The following is a 14,530-nucleotide window of genomic DNA, read 5'->3' as shown; positions in this document are numbered from 1 at the left end:
GCATTTTTATGAGAAAAATACTTTTACCACTGCTAACGGTCGTTATGTTGATAGGCAGCAGTTCAGCAGCTATGGCAAAGAAAGACGATGGCTCTCAGGTTCAGCCAGATAACTATTATCCACGGGTAAAGATTGAAACTACCATGGGTGATATCGTGGTAGAACTGGACAGAAGACGTGCGCCCATTACGGTAAATAACTTCCTTCGCTATGTAGATAAGCGTGCTTATGAAGACACCATTTTTCATCGCATTGTGCCGGGCTTTGTGGTGCAAGGTGGCGGTTATACGACCGACTTCAATGGCAAATCAAATTTCCCCGATATCTTTAACGAGTCTGGTAACGGTTTGACCAACGACCTACACACCATAGCAATGGCGAGACAGGGTGACCCGCATACGGCAAATCGTCAGTTTTTCTTTAACGTAAATGACAACAGTAGCTTAAACCCGGGCAGAGATTGGGGCTACGCAGTGTTTGGCGTGATTGTGGACGGTGAAGATATTGTTGATGCCATGTCGGAAGTAGAAACCGAATACTCAATCCGCTTAAACGCGAATAACGTTCCGATTGAACCAATCATTATTAAAAAAATGACCGTGCTACCGCCGTTGTAACGCTAGGGCAAAATTACGGTAAGAACTTTTGAAAAAAACAGCCATAGAGGACGTTCCTTTATGGCTGTAAATCCAGCCTAAACAAATGCTGCTTTGGGAAGGTTTTATCGAAGTAAAATCCCAGCTTTTTGAATCCTAAACGTTGTAAAAGCCTTTGCGATGCCATATTTTCTGGGTGGGTCATCGCGGTTAAAAAGCGATATCCTTCGGAAGCAGACCAGGCTATAACGCACTGACATGCCGCATAACATATGCCACGACCTCTTGCCTCTGGCAGCATAGCAAAGCCTAAATCAGGACACTCAAACGCAAAACGATTAAATAGCCCACAAACGCCCAAAGGCTGTTTCGTGTCTGTCGCCTCAACGGCAAGCAGGCCATATCCCCACTCTTCTCTTTGCGCATTTGTTCTGCCGATATAATCGCACGCATTGTCTAGTGTATTGACATTTTTACTTCCAATATATTTAAGCCATAACGGGTCCTGCTGAAGCGCAAGTACCCACTGCTTATCGTCGAAAGTAAGGGGCCGCAATGTAATATCATTCCTTGTAAAAATAGAGCTATTTGTATTCACAATGAACCTTTCGCATGAGCGCTTTCGTTATTTATAAACACTAGCCCTTTGCTAAAATATTGTCTATGCGCTTGATAGCTTCATTATTCACTTTTGCCGCCCGCGGATAATTCGGTTTTGCCCTGTCATTTACCCTTGGATGCTCCCACAGCGAGGTATGAGTTACAAAACGCTCAACTTCTTTAATGCCACCGTGTTCTAAACAGCCGGCCAAGCAGGTGTCAACGTACGTCTGGTGAACGGGAAATTCTTCACTTGCTGGTTCGCACGCTAGGGTTTCACAAATCCAGAAGGTGAATTGAGACAGCACATTGTCTATCAACGAAGACTCATCGGGTTCATGAAGGTGAAAATTAAGCGCGCTGGGACTTACCTCAACAAACCGATAATCTTTTTCTCGCTCCTGTAAGGCAGGGTTAATAAGGGTAGGTATGAGCTGGGCATTTAATTTGCTGTGCGAGTTGGCCAATGCGCCAACGTAAGTCTGTTTTTCTTGAAGACTACGCGTTACCCACGCCCGTTCAAAGCCTGAAACCGTTACAGGGATCCCTTTTGTGAAAATGTTCGAGTAGCGCTCTCGACTCTCTTTACTTAGCAAGCTTCCATAACCTAACACCATGTGTTTTTCACTTTGAGTATTTAGCCAACTCGCCAATTCAATCATTGTCACCTCTATTCCGTAGCCAGTTTCAGATGTTCATAATACCAATCCGCATAGATAAGTGCCCACTCAGAAGGCGCTGGCGAGTTTCCTAGCGAAGCGTGGGAATGCCGGAATGGCTGTTCCCTTTCAAATTCCCAGAATGAAGCTAGGAAGCTTGCCAGACCTTCCCGAAGGGCGAGTTTAAAATGTCCGTACTCTTTGTTGTGTCACCTTGATGTAGAGCCACTATACCTGCGGTAACACGCCGCGATTACGAACATTTTAACTCTCGCTGAGTGGGTAATTATCTATGCGGATTGGTATGCTACGCTTTTATCAAGGTTTAGTTTTACAGGAAAAATAAACAATCAGTGCATTTTTTCTTGGTCTAAAACGAGAAAGGCGATGCACTGAGTCTCCTCAATGCATCGCCTTTATTTTTTCGCAAGGGACTTGTTTGGTTAAAACAACGCTCTTACACCCATAGTGAAGTTTCTACCTGGAAGCGGCGCTTGGTCTTTCAAGAAAGATGTATGCACGCGTGCCTCTTCGTCAGTAAGGTTTTCACCACGGGCAAATACAACCCAATCGATACCTTGAGCACCAAACTCATACTGCACACTGGCATTGACCAAGGTGTAACCGTCTGTAGCTGTCTCGAATGACGCCACTTCAGTTTGATCGTCATACCACGTAAAGCCCACATCGGCGCTAAAGCCATCATTTACATAGCTCAGTTCACTACCAAAGCGTAGCGGTGGCGTGCGTGGAAGATTGTCATCTTCTACTTCCGCGCGAATATAGTCACCAAACACGGTTAAGCGCAGCGTGTCAGTCAGGTCTACGTAAGTTTCTGCTTCGAAGCCCCATATGTCTGCGTCAGCCTGCTGAAAGTAATAGATTGGCAAGCCTTCTTCATCGCCGTGCTCGTCATGTCCGTGCCCTTCAAGCTCGCCTTCTAGCTCTTCGTCCTCATGCTCGCCGTGTTCTTCGTGCTCACTAAGTGCAATCAGCCCCGTACTTGTTTGGAAAATATAGTCATCAGCCTGATTGTAGAAGAAAGACGCACTGTAGCCCCAGCTTCCGGTAAATTTACGAAAAGTAATGTCTAGGTTGGTGCTTACTTCTTCTTTTACCCCTTTGAGGCCCTCTTCAATATGCCCCTCTTCGTCCATATCAAACACCAAGCCTACTTCGTAGCTTTGGGTTGCTAAGTGCTGACCCGCTGAGAACAGTTCCTGCTGACTAGGTGCTCGCTCGCTGCGTGACAATGTAACGGCAATTGAGTGACCTTCCTGGTATTCCCAGTTTGCGCCAGCTGAAAGCGACAGGCTGGTAAAGTCATAGTCTGGGAAGTTGAAAGCAACAGCGTGCTCTTCATGCTCTTCATCGTGTTCTTCACCCTCGTGTTCCTCGCCTTCATGCTCTTCATGCAATACGTCAAGTTCCACTTCACTGGCTTCAGCGTCCAACGTGGTGCGCTCCAGTCGACCACCAAGCTCAAAAGTAACGTCACCTACTTTCTTCTGCTCAACGATGTAAAGCGCGTAACTAGACGTCGTATTGGCTGGCGTAAAGGCTTCTTCACCCACTGCATTGTAATCGCTATGGTTAAACTGTAGCCCGAACACCCCGTGCCAACCATTCACTTCTTCGTGATAAGCAGATAGGCGGATATCGCTCGATTCGTTTGTAAATACGGTACCAGGCTCGCCGTCTTCAATTTCCGCATGTTCATAGTCAGTGTAGGCAGCAGCAAATTTGAGGTTTGTTAGGCCACGTACAGGAGAGTGCCACTCGCCTGCAGCTTGATAACGAGTCATATCCACATCAAGCAACACACCTTCTTCACTATGCTCTTCATGATCATGCCCTTCATGATCGTGATCTTCACCTTCAAGATCTTCATCGTGCTCGTCGTGTTCTTCCTCACCGTGGGCATGGCTATGACCAGGCACACCATATTCATTGTCTAACTGCTCAACCGCGAAACCGAAGTACCCCTCGTCAGCCACATAAGATAAACCAGCAACAATGTTGCTTGTTTTCATGGCGCTGCTCTCTAATACACCGTTTGGCTCATCTTCATCCGGGTCAATAGACGCAAAACCTGGAATATCTGCATTATCTGTATCGCGATAAAAACCATCTACATGCCAAACAATATTACCACTGCCACCCGTCACATCGGCGCGGGTGTAAGAACCATTGTTTACTGTGCTGTAGCTAGTTTCAGCCTCGCCTTCAACGCCTTCAAGCTGATACTGAGGAATACGCTTATCAACCACGTTGACTACACCGCCAATGGCCCCACTGCCATATTGGAGCGTCGCTGGGCCGCGCAAAATTTCCACCTGAGTGGCGCTTGACAGTGTGGTGGCTACGTTATGGTCGGGCCCAACACGAGATACGTCAGAAACATCCAAGCCATTTTGAACAATTTTTACACGTGGGCCATCGTTACCGCGAATAACAGGACTGCTAGATACAGGGCCAAAATAGGTACTGTGAACCCCCGGGGCATTTTTAAGCGTTTCACCTAGCGTTGGCGCTTCAATTTTACGTAATTTTTCAGCACCGATGACTGTAACTGGCGTAACCGATTCCAGTACCGACGATTGAAGTGCGTTAGCGGTAACCACAATATTTTCGACCGATGAAGGTTTTAAAACGAAGTCGACGTTTTGATCGGCAGTTACGTCACCTAAGTCGTTGTCACCGTGGATATAGTTGGAAGAGTAAACATGTAGATGAATATGTGGCTGTTTTACGTCGTCAAAGCGGTAAACACCGTTTTCGTCAGTGTATGCTACACGGCGACTACCTTCTATTTTAACTTCGGCCCCTGCGACTGGCTGACCTGCCGTGTCTGTGACCTTTCCTGTTACCGTGGTGGCATACACAGGCGCACTTAACAGCCCTGCTATGGACAAACTTAGCAGCGAACGCATTTTCATGGGTATTCCTCTGAGGATGTTATAACATTATTTAGTGATGTTATAACATTTTTCAGCATTGCTTGACGCATGTCAACCGCAGAATAACGTAACTTCACCTTTATCTAGCGCAATTTAATGTTTCTTAACAGTGTGAGCGCCAAAGTCCTGTTTTTCGCTCTCCTGTTCATCCAAAAAGGCCCTATGCTCTGCTTACCGTAAAGTTAATTACCTCTTGAATGTGCTTTGCATTCGTTTTGAGCATAAGTAATCTGTCGATACCCAGTGCCACACCCGCACAAGGCGGTAACCCCGCGTCTAACGCGCTTAGAAAGTGCTCATCGATAGGTTTTACGGGAAGACCAGCCGCCTTACGCTTCTCGTTGTCCGTTTCAAAGCGCTGACGTTGCTCGCGCGCAGCGCTCAATTCATTAAAACCATTGGCGAGTTCAGCGCCTCGGTAATACACCTCAAAGCGTTCGGCAACCCGTTCATCTGTAGCGCTTAACTTGGCAAGTGCCGCTTGAGAAGCCGGAAAATTATAAATAAAACATGGCTTATCGATACCTATTTTAGGCTCGATAGCATAACTGAATAACAGCTGAAATTTACTGTCATCGCTGAGGCTTTGCGGTGCATGAATATCTATATTCTGCTGTTCCATTGCCTTTAGCAACACGTTGTCATCAGCACTTAGAGGGTCAATATTCAAATAGGTTTGAAACGCTTGCTGATAAGTCATCTTATCGGCTGGAGCTGTCCCTAGCGTTTCTTGCAATAAGGCATCAACCTCGTCCATTAATGCAAAATGATCGAAGCCTAAGCGGTACCACTCCAACATAGTGAACTCTGGATTGTGCCAGCGGCCCTCGCCTTCGTGACGAAATGCTTTACATATTTGGTAGATAGAGCCGCTATCAGCGCAAAGTAGTCGTTTCATGGCATATTCAGGCGAAGTTTGAAGATATAACCGAGTGGGCTTGCCCGAGTGGGCAAAGTTAAACTCGGTATCAAATGCATCAAGATGCTCATCGGTAACCGTGCCGTTTGAAAGTAAAGGCGTGTCTACCTCTAACACGTTTCTTGCGTAAAAAAAATCACGGATAGTTCTAAGTAATTCGGCACGCGCAACACGCGCTTCATGAGTGGTAGTAGGCTGCCAAGATTGCATGTGTTTAAACCTAAATAGAAAAAGCTAAAACAAAAAGCCGGTACACAAAGGCACCGGCTTTACACGTAAAAAGAATGCGCGATATGCGCTTAATACCAATCCGCATAGATCATTGCCCACTCAGAAGGCGCTGGCAAGCTTCATAGCGAAGCGTGGGAATGCAGGAATGGTTGTTCCCTTTCAAATTCCCAGAATGAAGCTAGGAAGCTTGCCAGACCTTCCCGAAGGGCGAGTTTAAAATGTCCGTACTCTTTGTTGTGTCACCTTGATGTAGAACCACTATACCTGCGGCAACACGCCGCGATTACGAACATTTTAACTCTCGCTGAGTGGGTAATTATCTATGCGGACTGGTATAAGATATTATTTTTGTGCGCGAGACACGTATTCGCCAGAGCGCGTATCTACACGGATAACTTCACCTGTTTGAACAAACAGAGGAACACGTACCACCGCACCGGTAGTAAGCGTTGCTGGCTTACCGCCTGTGCCCGCTGTATCACCTTTTAGGCCAGGATCGGTTTCTGTGATTTCTAGCTCAACAAAGTTTGGCGGCGTTACTGTGATAGGTGACCCATTCCACAGCGTGATAGTACAAACGTCGTTTTCTACTAGCCACTTCTTATTCTCACCTACCGCTTTTTCATCCGCTGCGATTTGTTCGAATGTATCGTTGTTCATAAAGTGGTAGAATTCGCCGTCGGTGTAAAGGTAGGCAAGCTCCGTATCCATTACGTCAGCGCCTTCTACCGATTCACCTGAGCGGAAAGTTTTTTCTAAAACTTTACCTGAAATAAGCTTGCGGATTTTAACGCGGTTAAACGCTTGGCCCTTACCCGGCTTTACGTATTCGTTTTCTAAAATGTTGCAAGGTTCGCCGTCCAGCATGATTTTCAGGCCGCCTTTGAACTCGTTAGTGCTGTAATAAGCCATAATTCCTCTGTCTAAACATAAGGTACAAAAAGTTTCGTGGAACAAATAATACCTAAAAAAGCGATTTCTGTAGAGCATAACTGGCAAAAAGAATTAGCCCTTAGCTTTACCGACCCAGTAAAGCTATTACAACACTTAGGTTTAGACCCAGAAAAATATGCCCAGCACATCAAAGCTCGTCGACTTTTTCCTATGCGTGTTCCGCGTCACTTCGCTGATTTAATGGAAAAAGGAAACCCTAGCGACCCTTTGTTTTTGCAAGTGATGCCGCTAAACGACGAGTTCTTGACCTCGCCAGGCTACAGCGAAGATCCGCTAGAAGAGCATGACACTGCGGGTAAGGGTATTTTGCACAAATATGATTCTCGCGTGTTGTTAATGGTTCGAACTGGATGCGCTGTGAACTGCCGTTACTGTTTCCGCCGCCACTTCCCTTACGCCGACAATGCAGTAAGTAAGCACCAATGGGTTGAGGTTCTCGATTACCTTCGCAGCAACAGTAATATCAACGAAGTAATCTTTTCTGGTGGCGATCCGCTTATGGCAAAAGATGAGCACTTGGCATGGCTAGCCAACGAAATAGCGACAATCAACCACATAAAACGCTTGCGTATTCACAGCCGTTTACCTGTAGTGCTACCAGAAAGAATTAGCGAGGAATTCATTAAATGGTTTACCGCGCTACCACTGCAAAAAGTGTTAGTGCTGCATGCAAACCATGCCAATGAAATGTCAGATTCACTCAAAAAGGGCTTGAATACACTGCGGAAAAACGGGGTAACGTTACTTAATCAATCTGTATTATTGAAAGGGGTCAACGACTCTGGCGACGCGATTAGTGATTTAAGCGAAGCGCTTTTTGATGCAGGCGTGTTGCCATACTACCTTCACGTGCTCGACAAGGTGCAAGGCGCGAGTCACTTCTATGTAAGCGATGACGATGGCCGCAATATTATGGAAGAAGCGATAAAGCGTCTGCCGGGTTTCTTAGTGCCAAAACTGGTAAGAGAAATTGGCGGTCAACCCGGCAAAACGCCTATCGACTTACATTTGCATCCGTAACTTACGCGTAGGTATCGATGTTGGCGCCTAACGCGGGGTTTGAAGATGACGCTTTTGGTACGTCAGCGGCTGATTCCAGCAGCTGAAGCGACGCTTTACCCTCTTGCTCTTGCTGGCTTTTTGCCAACTTAAGAGAGGCCAACTCAAGTGACGCACCGGACGCTCCAGAGGCACTAGTACCTTGTAGATCCATACCATTTTCCTTTGTTGCTTGTAGCAAAGTAAAAAAATGGGCAAAATTGCCCACCCTTACGACATGTTGGGTATTTAGCAATCAGTGGCGTTAGTAAACCTTAACTGGCTTTATTAACTACCGCTGCAAATACAACAACACTTTTTAGGTTATCGACCTTAAAAGATTAAACTTTAACCATTATTTACCGTAAGGCATTATCATGGCTTTAACTAAGGTCATGGGTAGCGTTCAGCTACAGCGAACGTACTTCAAGATGTACACTTACGACACAAAGAAACAAAAGGCGTAACCATGCAACAAAGCCAAGAGATGCAGGCTGTCCATCAACAACTTCAGGAAACACTTCAAACGCTGCACCGCAAAGCCGTTGATGCCGACCAAATTTTAGATAATTTGCAGCGCGATCAAAAAGGCAAATTTGCAGCTGTGTTTGCGGATGACAGCGGGTTTACCACGTCAGCTAAACGCTTCGGTCCTTATGTACAAGAAATCGCGAATGACTGGCAATCGATCAAAGAACTCAATGACGATGAAGCTAAACAGGCATTAGCGCCACTCGTGAAAAAAATAGAGCTAGCTCTGGTGACTATCGCTCAATTTCAACAGTCGCTTTCAAAGAACTAAACATAGCACATCAAAAAAAAGAAAGCCCGCTTTAACAGCGGGCTTTTTTTCAAATATTCATCATTTTATACCATTAATCCGCATAGATAATTTATCGTTGATAAAGGGGCAGCAAATTAATTCTGCGCTTTATTTCTTCTACCTCTTTAAGATAAGCAATGCTGTCTACCCTTTCATACTGTTCTATGAAAGCTTGCTTACTCAACCCTTCTGGAAACCCCTCAATAGCAGGAATTATTTCTAATTCGCTTTGAATCCGCGCCATCGCATTTTGCACATCGACAGCGGTGCTAATCTCGGTTGCCACCTGCGCAAACTCATTACCTGACATATCTGCTGCCAAATCAACAAAACTATAACCTGACCCGCCATTGCCGCGGTCCATAAGCTCTTTGAACTCCCCAATAGCTAACGACATACCTTCTTCAGACAGAAGTTCTAACGCCGCTGAAATAATAAAGTGTCGGGCTAAGTCATTACGGTTGTGAAGTACTGCGCCTCTGCGCGGCTTTAACGCTTTTTCAGCGTTGGGCTGTATATCTCCCACCAAGGTTCCAACGCGATGATGCCCTACGTAAACAGCAAGCGCTAAAATAACCGCTTTGTTGTGTAGTACCGCATCTTGAGGTGTTTCACTTTGCTCTCGCGCTCTCGCCATTCCCTCACGTAAATATTCAATAAGAGAGACAGGTTCGGTTGAGAGCGCGATTTCTCTTCCAGAAAGATAGCGCAAATAGTAGGCGGACAAGCGCTGAAGTTCGCTTTCCTCGTCAACTGACATATTCGATGCCACTACGTTTAACTCGGTCAACAGAGCATCTAATCGCCCCACATCTAGGGTAAGCTCACCGCTTTTCATAGTAACCCTTTCAACACGCGATAACGCGATTGTAGCGATTTCCGAATCGGTATAAGAATTAACGGTACGTTCAAGGAAGCGAAGTAGATAGCGACCCGGTATTGTCAAATCGCCGATTTTTACCTGTTCAATACGCAAACTGTTGCCCGGCAGTACGAGCGCCGAGGCATTCACAAAATAGCCCGTATCCTGAATGGCGTAGGTTAGGTTAATAGTCCCTCCGATAGGGCTAATATTTACCACACCTTTAAAGTCAGGCAACGCACGCTGTAGAACGCCGACTAGACTCTCGACCTGAGTTTCAGTTAGCGTTACCTGATGGCCTTCCTCGCGCCGCGAAAACGCCCGCTGAAGCTGACCTAATAATTCGTTCACACTGTCAGCGCCATCAAGTTGCGTCGTCGCAGTTGATGCCACCAGCGGCGCCTTTTGAACCGCCATAATGGCAACCGCTGTTGCACCCGCGAGAAGCAGGAGGAGAATAACGGCAATGATAATAAAAAGCCATTTTACGCTACGCAAAATCATGATACTGCTGCTTTACCCGTGAAATTATTTAGATAAGCCCTAGTCAAGGCACTGTTTATACTATGTTATCTATTCGCCCGCCACTACGACGTGAGCTTAAGTGGCCTGACAAGTCATAGAGCTTGGTTAGCAATGCGTTAGCGGCCAAATTCCCTTTTTACCCATTCATTTAAGCTAGTGTATTTAACGGTAGCGCTTGTAAAGTCGTGGTGCTTTGATAAAGCAGTTGGGACTACCACACAAGCTAAGCCCGCAGAGACTGCCGCATTCATCCCCGTCTGCGTATCTTCAATAGCAACGCACTCGCTTGGCGACTTGTTTAATTTAGCCATAGCGAGTTCATAGCAGTCAGGAGCAGGTTTGCTATTTTCTACATCTTCCACAGCGACCACACAAGATACATAGCCGCCTAACTCATATTGCGACAGCGTCTTTTCGACAGACTTCTTGCTTCCTCCTGTTACGATGCCGATGGTATAGCCATTTTTGAAGCACGTACTAAGGGTTTCTTTAGCAAAAGGCATGAGGGGAAATGCTTGCCTATCTAAGTAGTCGCTAATACTCTTGTGCTTTTTATCAGCTAACACGGCAGGCGCAACGTCGAGTTGAAAGTGCTCCACCAAATCAACTGCGTTTTGCTTAACAGGGATACCTGCCATTACTTCGCAATAAAAATCTTCACTAAGTTCCACTCTATACTCATGCAAAATGTCCTTCCACAGGTCGTAATGTACGGTCTCCGAATCAATAAGTGTACCGTCGTGATCAAAAAGAAGCGTTGTGGTTTCGTTACCAACTGCCCGATGTAGTGATGATGAAGTAACTGGGTACAATGTCAAAATAATCCTCCTTGCTAATGAATTTGCGCTATTTTCGAAACCTTATTTGAGGGGAAGCAGGTACTGGGCCAATTGGAAATTTGATGGCTTCAAGCTACCCTGAATTCATAGTGCGTTTTCTTCTCGTCTCGCCATCGTTTCGCTGTGATACACTATTCACACTTCAATATTATCAATATCTTAAAGTGGAGCTATCAAAGTGCTTTACCACATCTTGGGTTTTGCGAGTGCTGCGCTATTTTTACTTACGTGGTTAGGGCTGTGGTCACAAATAAAAGCCATTGCACGAAGCCAAATTGTGGTCGATAATGACGCTAATCACAGTCTTTCCCTTAACCAATTTGGTTCTAGCTACTTCGCGTTTTTTTCAATTTTCTTGTTTGGTATCTCTGTTGAGCCTTTCAACCACTATCTCGTGTGGACGCGTTTTGGTGCGCTTATCCTTACACTCATCATTATTTGGAAAATTTGGGAGCACAGGCGTACACGCATTTGTGCCGCTGTTACCGCGCTTGCATTGTTTGCACTTATTGGCGGTACACTATCAATCGCATTTCGCCCCTTTCCGGCGTTGGCACAATTAGGAGCGAATACCCTGATGCTTGCGGTCACCGTTGTTCTGTTTCAAGGCTCACTGCATCAATGGTTGGTTTTACAACGACGACAAAAAGTAGGCTCGCTGTCATTCTCGCTTTTCAAGAATATTCTTATTAAAGACGTTAGCACTTTGTTGTTTGGTCTAACAATGCCACTGAGCCAAAGCTGGCCGCTACTTATCTTAAATGGAACAAGTGTTATTATGCGCGGAAGTATCTTATTGAAGATGTACAAATTAAAACGCCAAGCACTCCCTTTATCAGGATAGTGTCTTGGCGTTTCACTTTTGCTTTATTGCTAGCTAGGCTTTATCTGCAAGTTACGGAAGGCATATGCTAGAGCGGCTTATTACAGCACCACTTCTGCCATATTTCCTTTGCTTTCCAGCCAAATTTTTCTGTCACCAGAACGCTTCTTGGCAAGCAGCATATCCATCAACTCCATCATTTCTTCTGCATCTTCAATGGTAAGCTGAACGAGACGGCGCGTGTTAGGATCCATTGTCGTTTCACGAAGCTGTAACGGGTTCATCTCGCCCAAGCCTTTAAAACGCTGCACGTTCACTTTACCGCGCTTTTTCTCAGCTTCAATACGATCCAAGATGCCCTGTTTTTCACCTTCATCTAGCGCGTAGTAAACGTCTTTGCCCACGTCTATTCTAAATAGTGGCGGCATTGCAACATACACGTGCCCTGCATCAACCAAAGTTCTAAAATGACGTACAAAAAGCGCACAAAGCAAGGTCGCAATGTGTAGCCCATCGGAGTCAGCATCCGCTAGTATACAAATTTTACCGTAGCGTAAACCCGACAAATCGGTTGAGTCAGGGTCAATGCCCAATGCCACTGAAATGTCGTGAATTTCTTGTGAAGCAAGTACCTGAGAAGAATCGACTTCCCAGCTGTTCAATATTTTTCCGCGCAGCGGCATAATTGCCTGAAACTCTCTGTCACGAGCCTGTTTGGCCGAGCCACCCGCCGAGTCCCCTTCCACTAAGAAAAGTTCAGAGTAAGAGATGTCTTGCGAAGAGCAATCGGTAAGCTTTCCGGGTAAAGCTGGGCCTTGCGTTACTTTTTTGCGGGCTACTTTTTTGGTTTGACGCAGACGTCGTTGTGCATTGTTGATACACATATCAGCAAGCGCTTCAGCAATTTCTGTGTGCTGGTTCAGCCAAAGGCTGAAGGCGTCTTTCACCACACCCGATACAAACGCGCTGGCTTGGCGCGAAGATAGGCGTTCTTTGGTTTGCCCGGCAAACTGTGGGTCCTGCATTTTGGTTGATAGAATGTAGGCGCAGCGATCCCAGATGTCGTCGGGAGATAACTTAACACCACGGGGCATGAGGTTTCTGAATTCACAAAACTCCCGCATTGATTCTAATAATCCCTGTCGAAGACCATTAACGTGCGTACCGCCTTGCGCAGTGGGGATAAGGTTCACGTAGCTTTCTGTCACCAAATCGCCGCCCTCGGGCAACCACATTACCGCCCAATCTGCCGCTTCTGTGTTACCGCTAAACGTGCCGACAAAAGGTGCATCAGACGGCAGTGTCTCAAACTCTTCTACCGCTTGGTATAAATAGTCTTTTAACCCGTCTTCGTAATACCACTCTTGGCTTTCTTTCGAAATTTTATTGTCAAAACGAATACGAAGACCAGGGCTAAGAACCGCTTTTGCACGCAAATTATGAATTAAGCGGCTAACAGAGAACTTGGCTGAGTCGAAATATTGGGGATCGGGCCAAAAGTGAACCCGGGTTCCCGTATTTCGCTTGCCACAGGTATCAATAACCTGCAAATCTTCTACTTTATCGCCGTTTTCAAACGCAATTTGATATACATTACTATCGCGTCTGATGGTCACTTCAACGCGTGTTGAAAGCGCATTTACAACCGAGATACCCACCCCGTGCAAACCACCAGAAAACGCATAGTTTTTATTTGAAAACTTACCACCTGCATGAAGCTTACAGAGAATAAGTTCTACGCCCGATATTCCCTCTTCAGGGTGGATATCTACAGGCATACCGCGACCGTCATCAATCACTTCTAACGATTGGTCTTCATGCAAAATAACTTTAATGTTAGACGCATGTCCGGCTAACGCTTCATCCACACTGTTATCGATGACTTCCTGACCTAAATGATTCGGTCGGGTGGTGTCGGTATACATACCAGGGCGGCGCTTTACGGGGTCAAGGCCGTTTAAAACCTCGATAGCATCTGAATTGTATTGATTTGACATAGTTATGGTTATTATTTAAGCCAGCGACGAAAAGGAAGTAAACAGCACTGGTATTAATCACAGTACTGCACTGTGTTTGTTTGATGTTAGCAGGGCTCGATGAGCCTGGCAATGCGCTTAGTTTAGCAAAAATTGAGCGATAGCAGGTAAGTGATTTTCGTAGCCTACAAAGCTGTGGTCACCGCCTTGCTCAATGACAAGCTGGCTTTGCGCATACTTTTCTTCAGCAAGACGATAATCAAGAGTTTCATCCTCTGTTTGAAGCAATACTTTGTAGCGCTCTGGCGCGCTCAGTGACGAGGCTTCCAACGCTTTTATCACGTCCATATCACTCGCGACGATTTCAAATTTTTCTTTACTGTATGGGTTTTCATGTTCGCCAATAAAGCTTTGCAGTAATTCATAAGGACGAACAGCCGGGTTTATCAATACCGCTTTGCCACCAAACTTCTCTAACAAAAATGTAGAGAGGTAACCGCCCATGGAACTGCCTATCAGTTTAAGCCCATCTTCTAAGAGGGCGGGAGTACTTTCAATAAGCGCAAGAAGTTGGCTTTCAACCTTGCTTGGAAAGTTAGATAGCTCTGGAATATGCAATGTGACATCAGAATGATGCTTTTCGAAATAAGCTTTCGTGGCCTGCGCTTTAATTGATTTTGGGGAACTCAAAAAGCCGTGAAGGTATAAAATATGCTGCATTGTTG

14 protein-coding genes are annotated in these 14,530 nt (G+C 45.8%); 4 read left to right on the top strand and 10 right to left on the bottom strand.

All coding sequences use genetic code 11. From position 1 onward, the window contains the following. Nucleotides 1-8 precede the first annotated feature (8 nt). Complete coding sequence (locus ACM0P2_RS02895) at nucleotides 9-617, top strand: peptidylprolyl isomerase (RefSeq protein ID WP_159119574.1); 609 nt, start codon at nucleotides 9-11, stop codon at nucleotides 615-617. Between the two features lie 58 nt (nucleotides 618-675). On the opposite strand, the gene ACM0P2_RS02890 is transcribed toward ACM0P2_RS02895, so the two are convergent. The 5 genes from ACM0P2_RS02890 to efp all read right to left on the bottom strand — a co-directional run bounded on the left by ACM0P2_RS02890 (nucleotide 676) and on the right by efp (nucleotide 6,877). Then, nucleotides 676-1,194: a GNAT family N-acetyltransferase gene (locus ACM0P2_RS02890; protein ID WP_173360125.1), complete on the bottom strand. Its 519-nt coding sequence runs from the start codon at nucleotides 1,192-1,194 to the stop codon at nucleotides 676-678. Nucleotides 1,195-1,234: 40 nt separating this feature from the next. Continuing rightward, nucleotides 1,235-1,858: a gamma-glutamylcyclotransferase gene (locus tag ACM0P2_RS02885; protein WP_159119579.1), complete on the bottom strand. Its 624-nt coding sequence runs from the start codon at nucleotides 1,856-1,858 to the stop codon at nucleotides 1,235-1,237. A gap of 440 nt (nucleotides 1,859-2,298) precedes the next feature. Then, nucleotides 2,299-4,794 carry a TonB-dependent receptor gene (locus tag ACM0P2_RS02880; protein WP_173360127.1) on the bottom strand — a complete coding sequence of 832 codons (2,496 nt, stop codon included), beginning with the start codon at nucleotides 4,792-4,794 and terminating at the stop codon, nucleotides 2,299-2,301. Between the two features lie 181 nt (nucleotides 4,795-4,975). Next, nucleotides 4,976-5,944, bottom strand: a complete 969-nt coding sequence (gene epmA, locus ACM0P2_RS02875) for an elongation factor P--(R)-beta-lysine ligase (RefSeq protein WP_173360128.1) — start codon at nucleotides 5,942-5,944, stop codon at nucleotides 4,976-4,978. Between the two features lie 363 nt (nucleotides 5,945-6,307). Further along, on the bottom strand, nucleotides 6,308-6,877 hold the full coding sequence (gene efp, locus ACM0P2_RS02870) for an elongation factor P (RefSeq protein ID WP_159119582.1): 570 nt from the start codon (nucleotides 6,875-6,877) through the stop codon (nucleotides 6,308-6,310). A 36-nt stretch (nucleotides 6,878-6,913) separates the two neighbouring features. On the opposite strand from efp, the gene epmB reads away from it, so the two are divergent. Next, on the top strand, nucleotides 6,914-7,939 hold the full coding sequence (gene epmB, locus ACM0P2_RS02865; RefSeq protein ID WP_159119583.1) for an EF-P beta-lysylation protein EpmB: 1,026 nt from the start codon (nucleotides 6,914-6,916) through the stop codon (nucleotides 7,937-7,939). Nucleotide 7,940: 1 nt separating this feature from the next. Here the strand turns inward: epmB and ACM0P2_RS02860 are convergent, their stop codons facing one another. Beyond that, entirely contained in the window at nucleotides 7,941-8,132 is a 192-nt protein-coding gene (locus tag ACM0P2_RS02860) for a hypothetical protein (protein ID WP_105930787.1), read from the bottom strand. A gap of 294 nt (nucleotides 8,133-8,426) precedes the next feature. On the opposite strand from ACM0P2_RS02860, the gene ACM0P2_RS02855 reads away from it, so the two are divergent. Continuing rightward, the gene (locus ACM0P2_RS02855) at nucleotides 8,427-8,759 is read left to right on the top strand and encodes a hypothetical protein (RefSeq protein ID WP_159119584.1); all 333 of its coding nucleotides are present in this window, start codon (nucleotides 8,427-8,429) and stop codon (nucleotides 8,757-8,759) included. Nucleotides 8,760-8,850: 91 nt separating this feature from the next. Here the strand turns inward: ACM0P2_RS02855 and ACM0P2_RS02850 are convergent, their stop codons facing one another. Both ACM0P2_RS02850 and ACM0P2_RS02845 read right to left on the bottom strand, forming a co-directional pair. Further along, on the bottom strand, nucleotides 8,851-10,146 hold the full coding sequence (locus ACM0P2_RS02850) for a hypothetical protein (RefSeq protein WP_159119585.1): 1,296 nt from the start codon (nucleotides 10,144-10,146) through the stop codon (nucleotides 8,851-8,853). Nucleotides 10,147-10,283: 137 nt separating this feature from the next. Further along, a complete protein-coding gene (locus tag ACM0P2_RS02845; RefSeq protein WP_159119586.1) occupies nucleotides 10,284-10,985 on the bottom strand; it encodes an HAD family hydrolase in 702 nt (233 codons plus the stop codon). A 199-nt stretch (nucleotides 10,986-11,184) separates the two neighbouring features. Between ACM0P2_RS02845 and ACM0P2_RS02840 the strand changes: the two genes are divergently transcribed. Next, nucleotides 11,185-11,850 (top strand): hypothetical protein, encoded by a 666-nt coding sequence (locus tag ACM0P2_RS02840; protein WP_173360129.1) that lies wholly within the window; start codon nucleotides 11,185-11,187, stop codon nucleotides 11,848-11,850. A gap of 80 nt (nucleotides 11,851-11,930) precedes the next feature. On the opposite strand, the gene parE is transcribed toward ACM0P2_RS02840, so the two are convergent. Continuing rightward, nucleotides 11,931-13,826, bottom strand: coding sequence for a DNA topoisomerase IV subunit B (gene parE, locus ACM0P2_RS02835; protein WP_105930792.1), 1,896 nt, complete (start codon nucleotides 13,824-13,826; stop codon nucleotides 11,931-11,933). A gap of 117 nt (nucleotides 13,827-13,943) precedes the next feature. After that, entirely contained in the window at nucleotides 13,944-14,525 is a 582-nt protein-coding gene (locus tag ACM0P2_RS02830) for a YqiA/YcfP family alpha/beta fold hydrolase (protein ID WP_159119589.1), read from the bottom strand. Nucleotides 14,526-14,530 lie beyond the last annotated feature (5 nt).

Source organism: Alteromonas sp. OM2203, assembly GCF_048517045.1.
In the GTDB taxonomy this organism is placed as follows: domain Bacteria; phylum Pseudomonadota; class Gammaproteobacteria; order Enterobacterales; family Alteromonadaceae; genus Alteromonas; species Alteromonas gracilis.
Note: the sequence above shows the minus strand (reverse complement) of the source record. Positions and strands in the feature narration are given on the sequence as shown.

Excerpts from the sequence above, each read along its gene's own strand:
- ACM0P2_RS02895 (WP_159119574.1), top strand. The coding sequence starts at position 9 with ATGAGAAAAATACTTTTACCACTGCTAACGGTCGTTATGTTGATAGGC.
- ACM0P2_RS02885 (WP_159119579.1), bottom strand. The coding sequence starts at position 1,858 with ATGATTGAATTGGCGAGTTGGCTAAATACTCAAAGTGAAAAACACATG.
- ACM0P2_RS02880 (WP_173360127.1), bottom strand. The coding sequence starts at position 4,794 with ATGAAAATGCGTTCGCTGCTAAGTTTGTCCATAGCAGGGCTGTTAAGT.
- epmA (WP_173360128.1), bottom strand. The coding sequence starts at position 5,944 with ATGCAATCTTGGCAGCCTACTACCACTCATGAAGCGCGTGTTGCGCGT.
- efp (WP_159119582.1), bottom strand. The coding sequence starts at position 6,877 with ATGGCTTATTACAGCACTAACGAGTTCAAAGGCGGCCTGAAAATCATG.
- ACM0P2_RS02860 (WP_105930787.1), bottom strand. The coding sequence starts at position 8,132 with ATGGATCTACAAGGTACTAGTGCCTCTGGAGCGTCCGGTGCGTCACTT.
- ACM0P2_RS02855 (WP_159119584.1), top strand. The coding sequence starts at position 8,427 with ATGCAACAAAGCCAAGAGATGCAGGCTGTCCATCAACAACTTCAGGAA.
- ACM0P2_RS02850 (WP_159119585.1), bottom strand. The coding sequence starts at position 10,146 with ATGATTTTGCGTAGCGTAAAATGGCTTTTTATTATCATTGCCGTTATT.
- parE (WP_105930792.1), bottom strand. The coding sequence starts at position 13,826 with ATGTCAAATCAATACAATTCAGATGCTATCGAGGTTTTAAACGGCCTT.
- ACM0P2_RS02830 (WP_159119589.1), bottom strand. The coding sequence starts at position 14,525 with ATGCAGCATATTTTATACCTTCACGGCTTTTTGAGTTCCCCAAAATCA.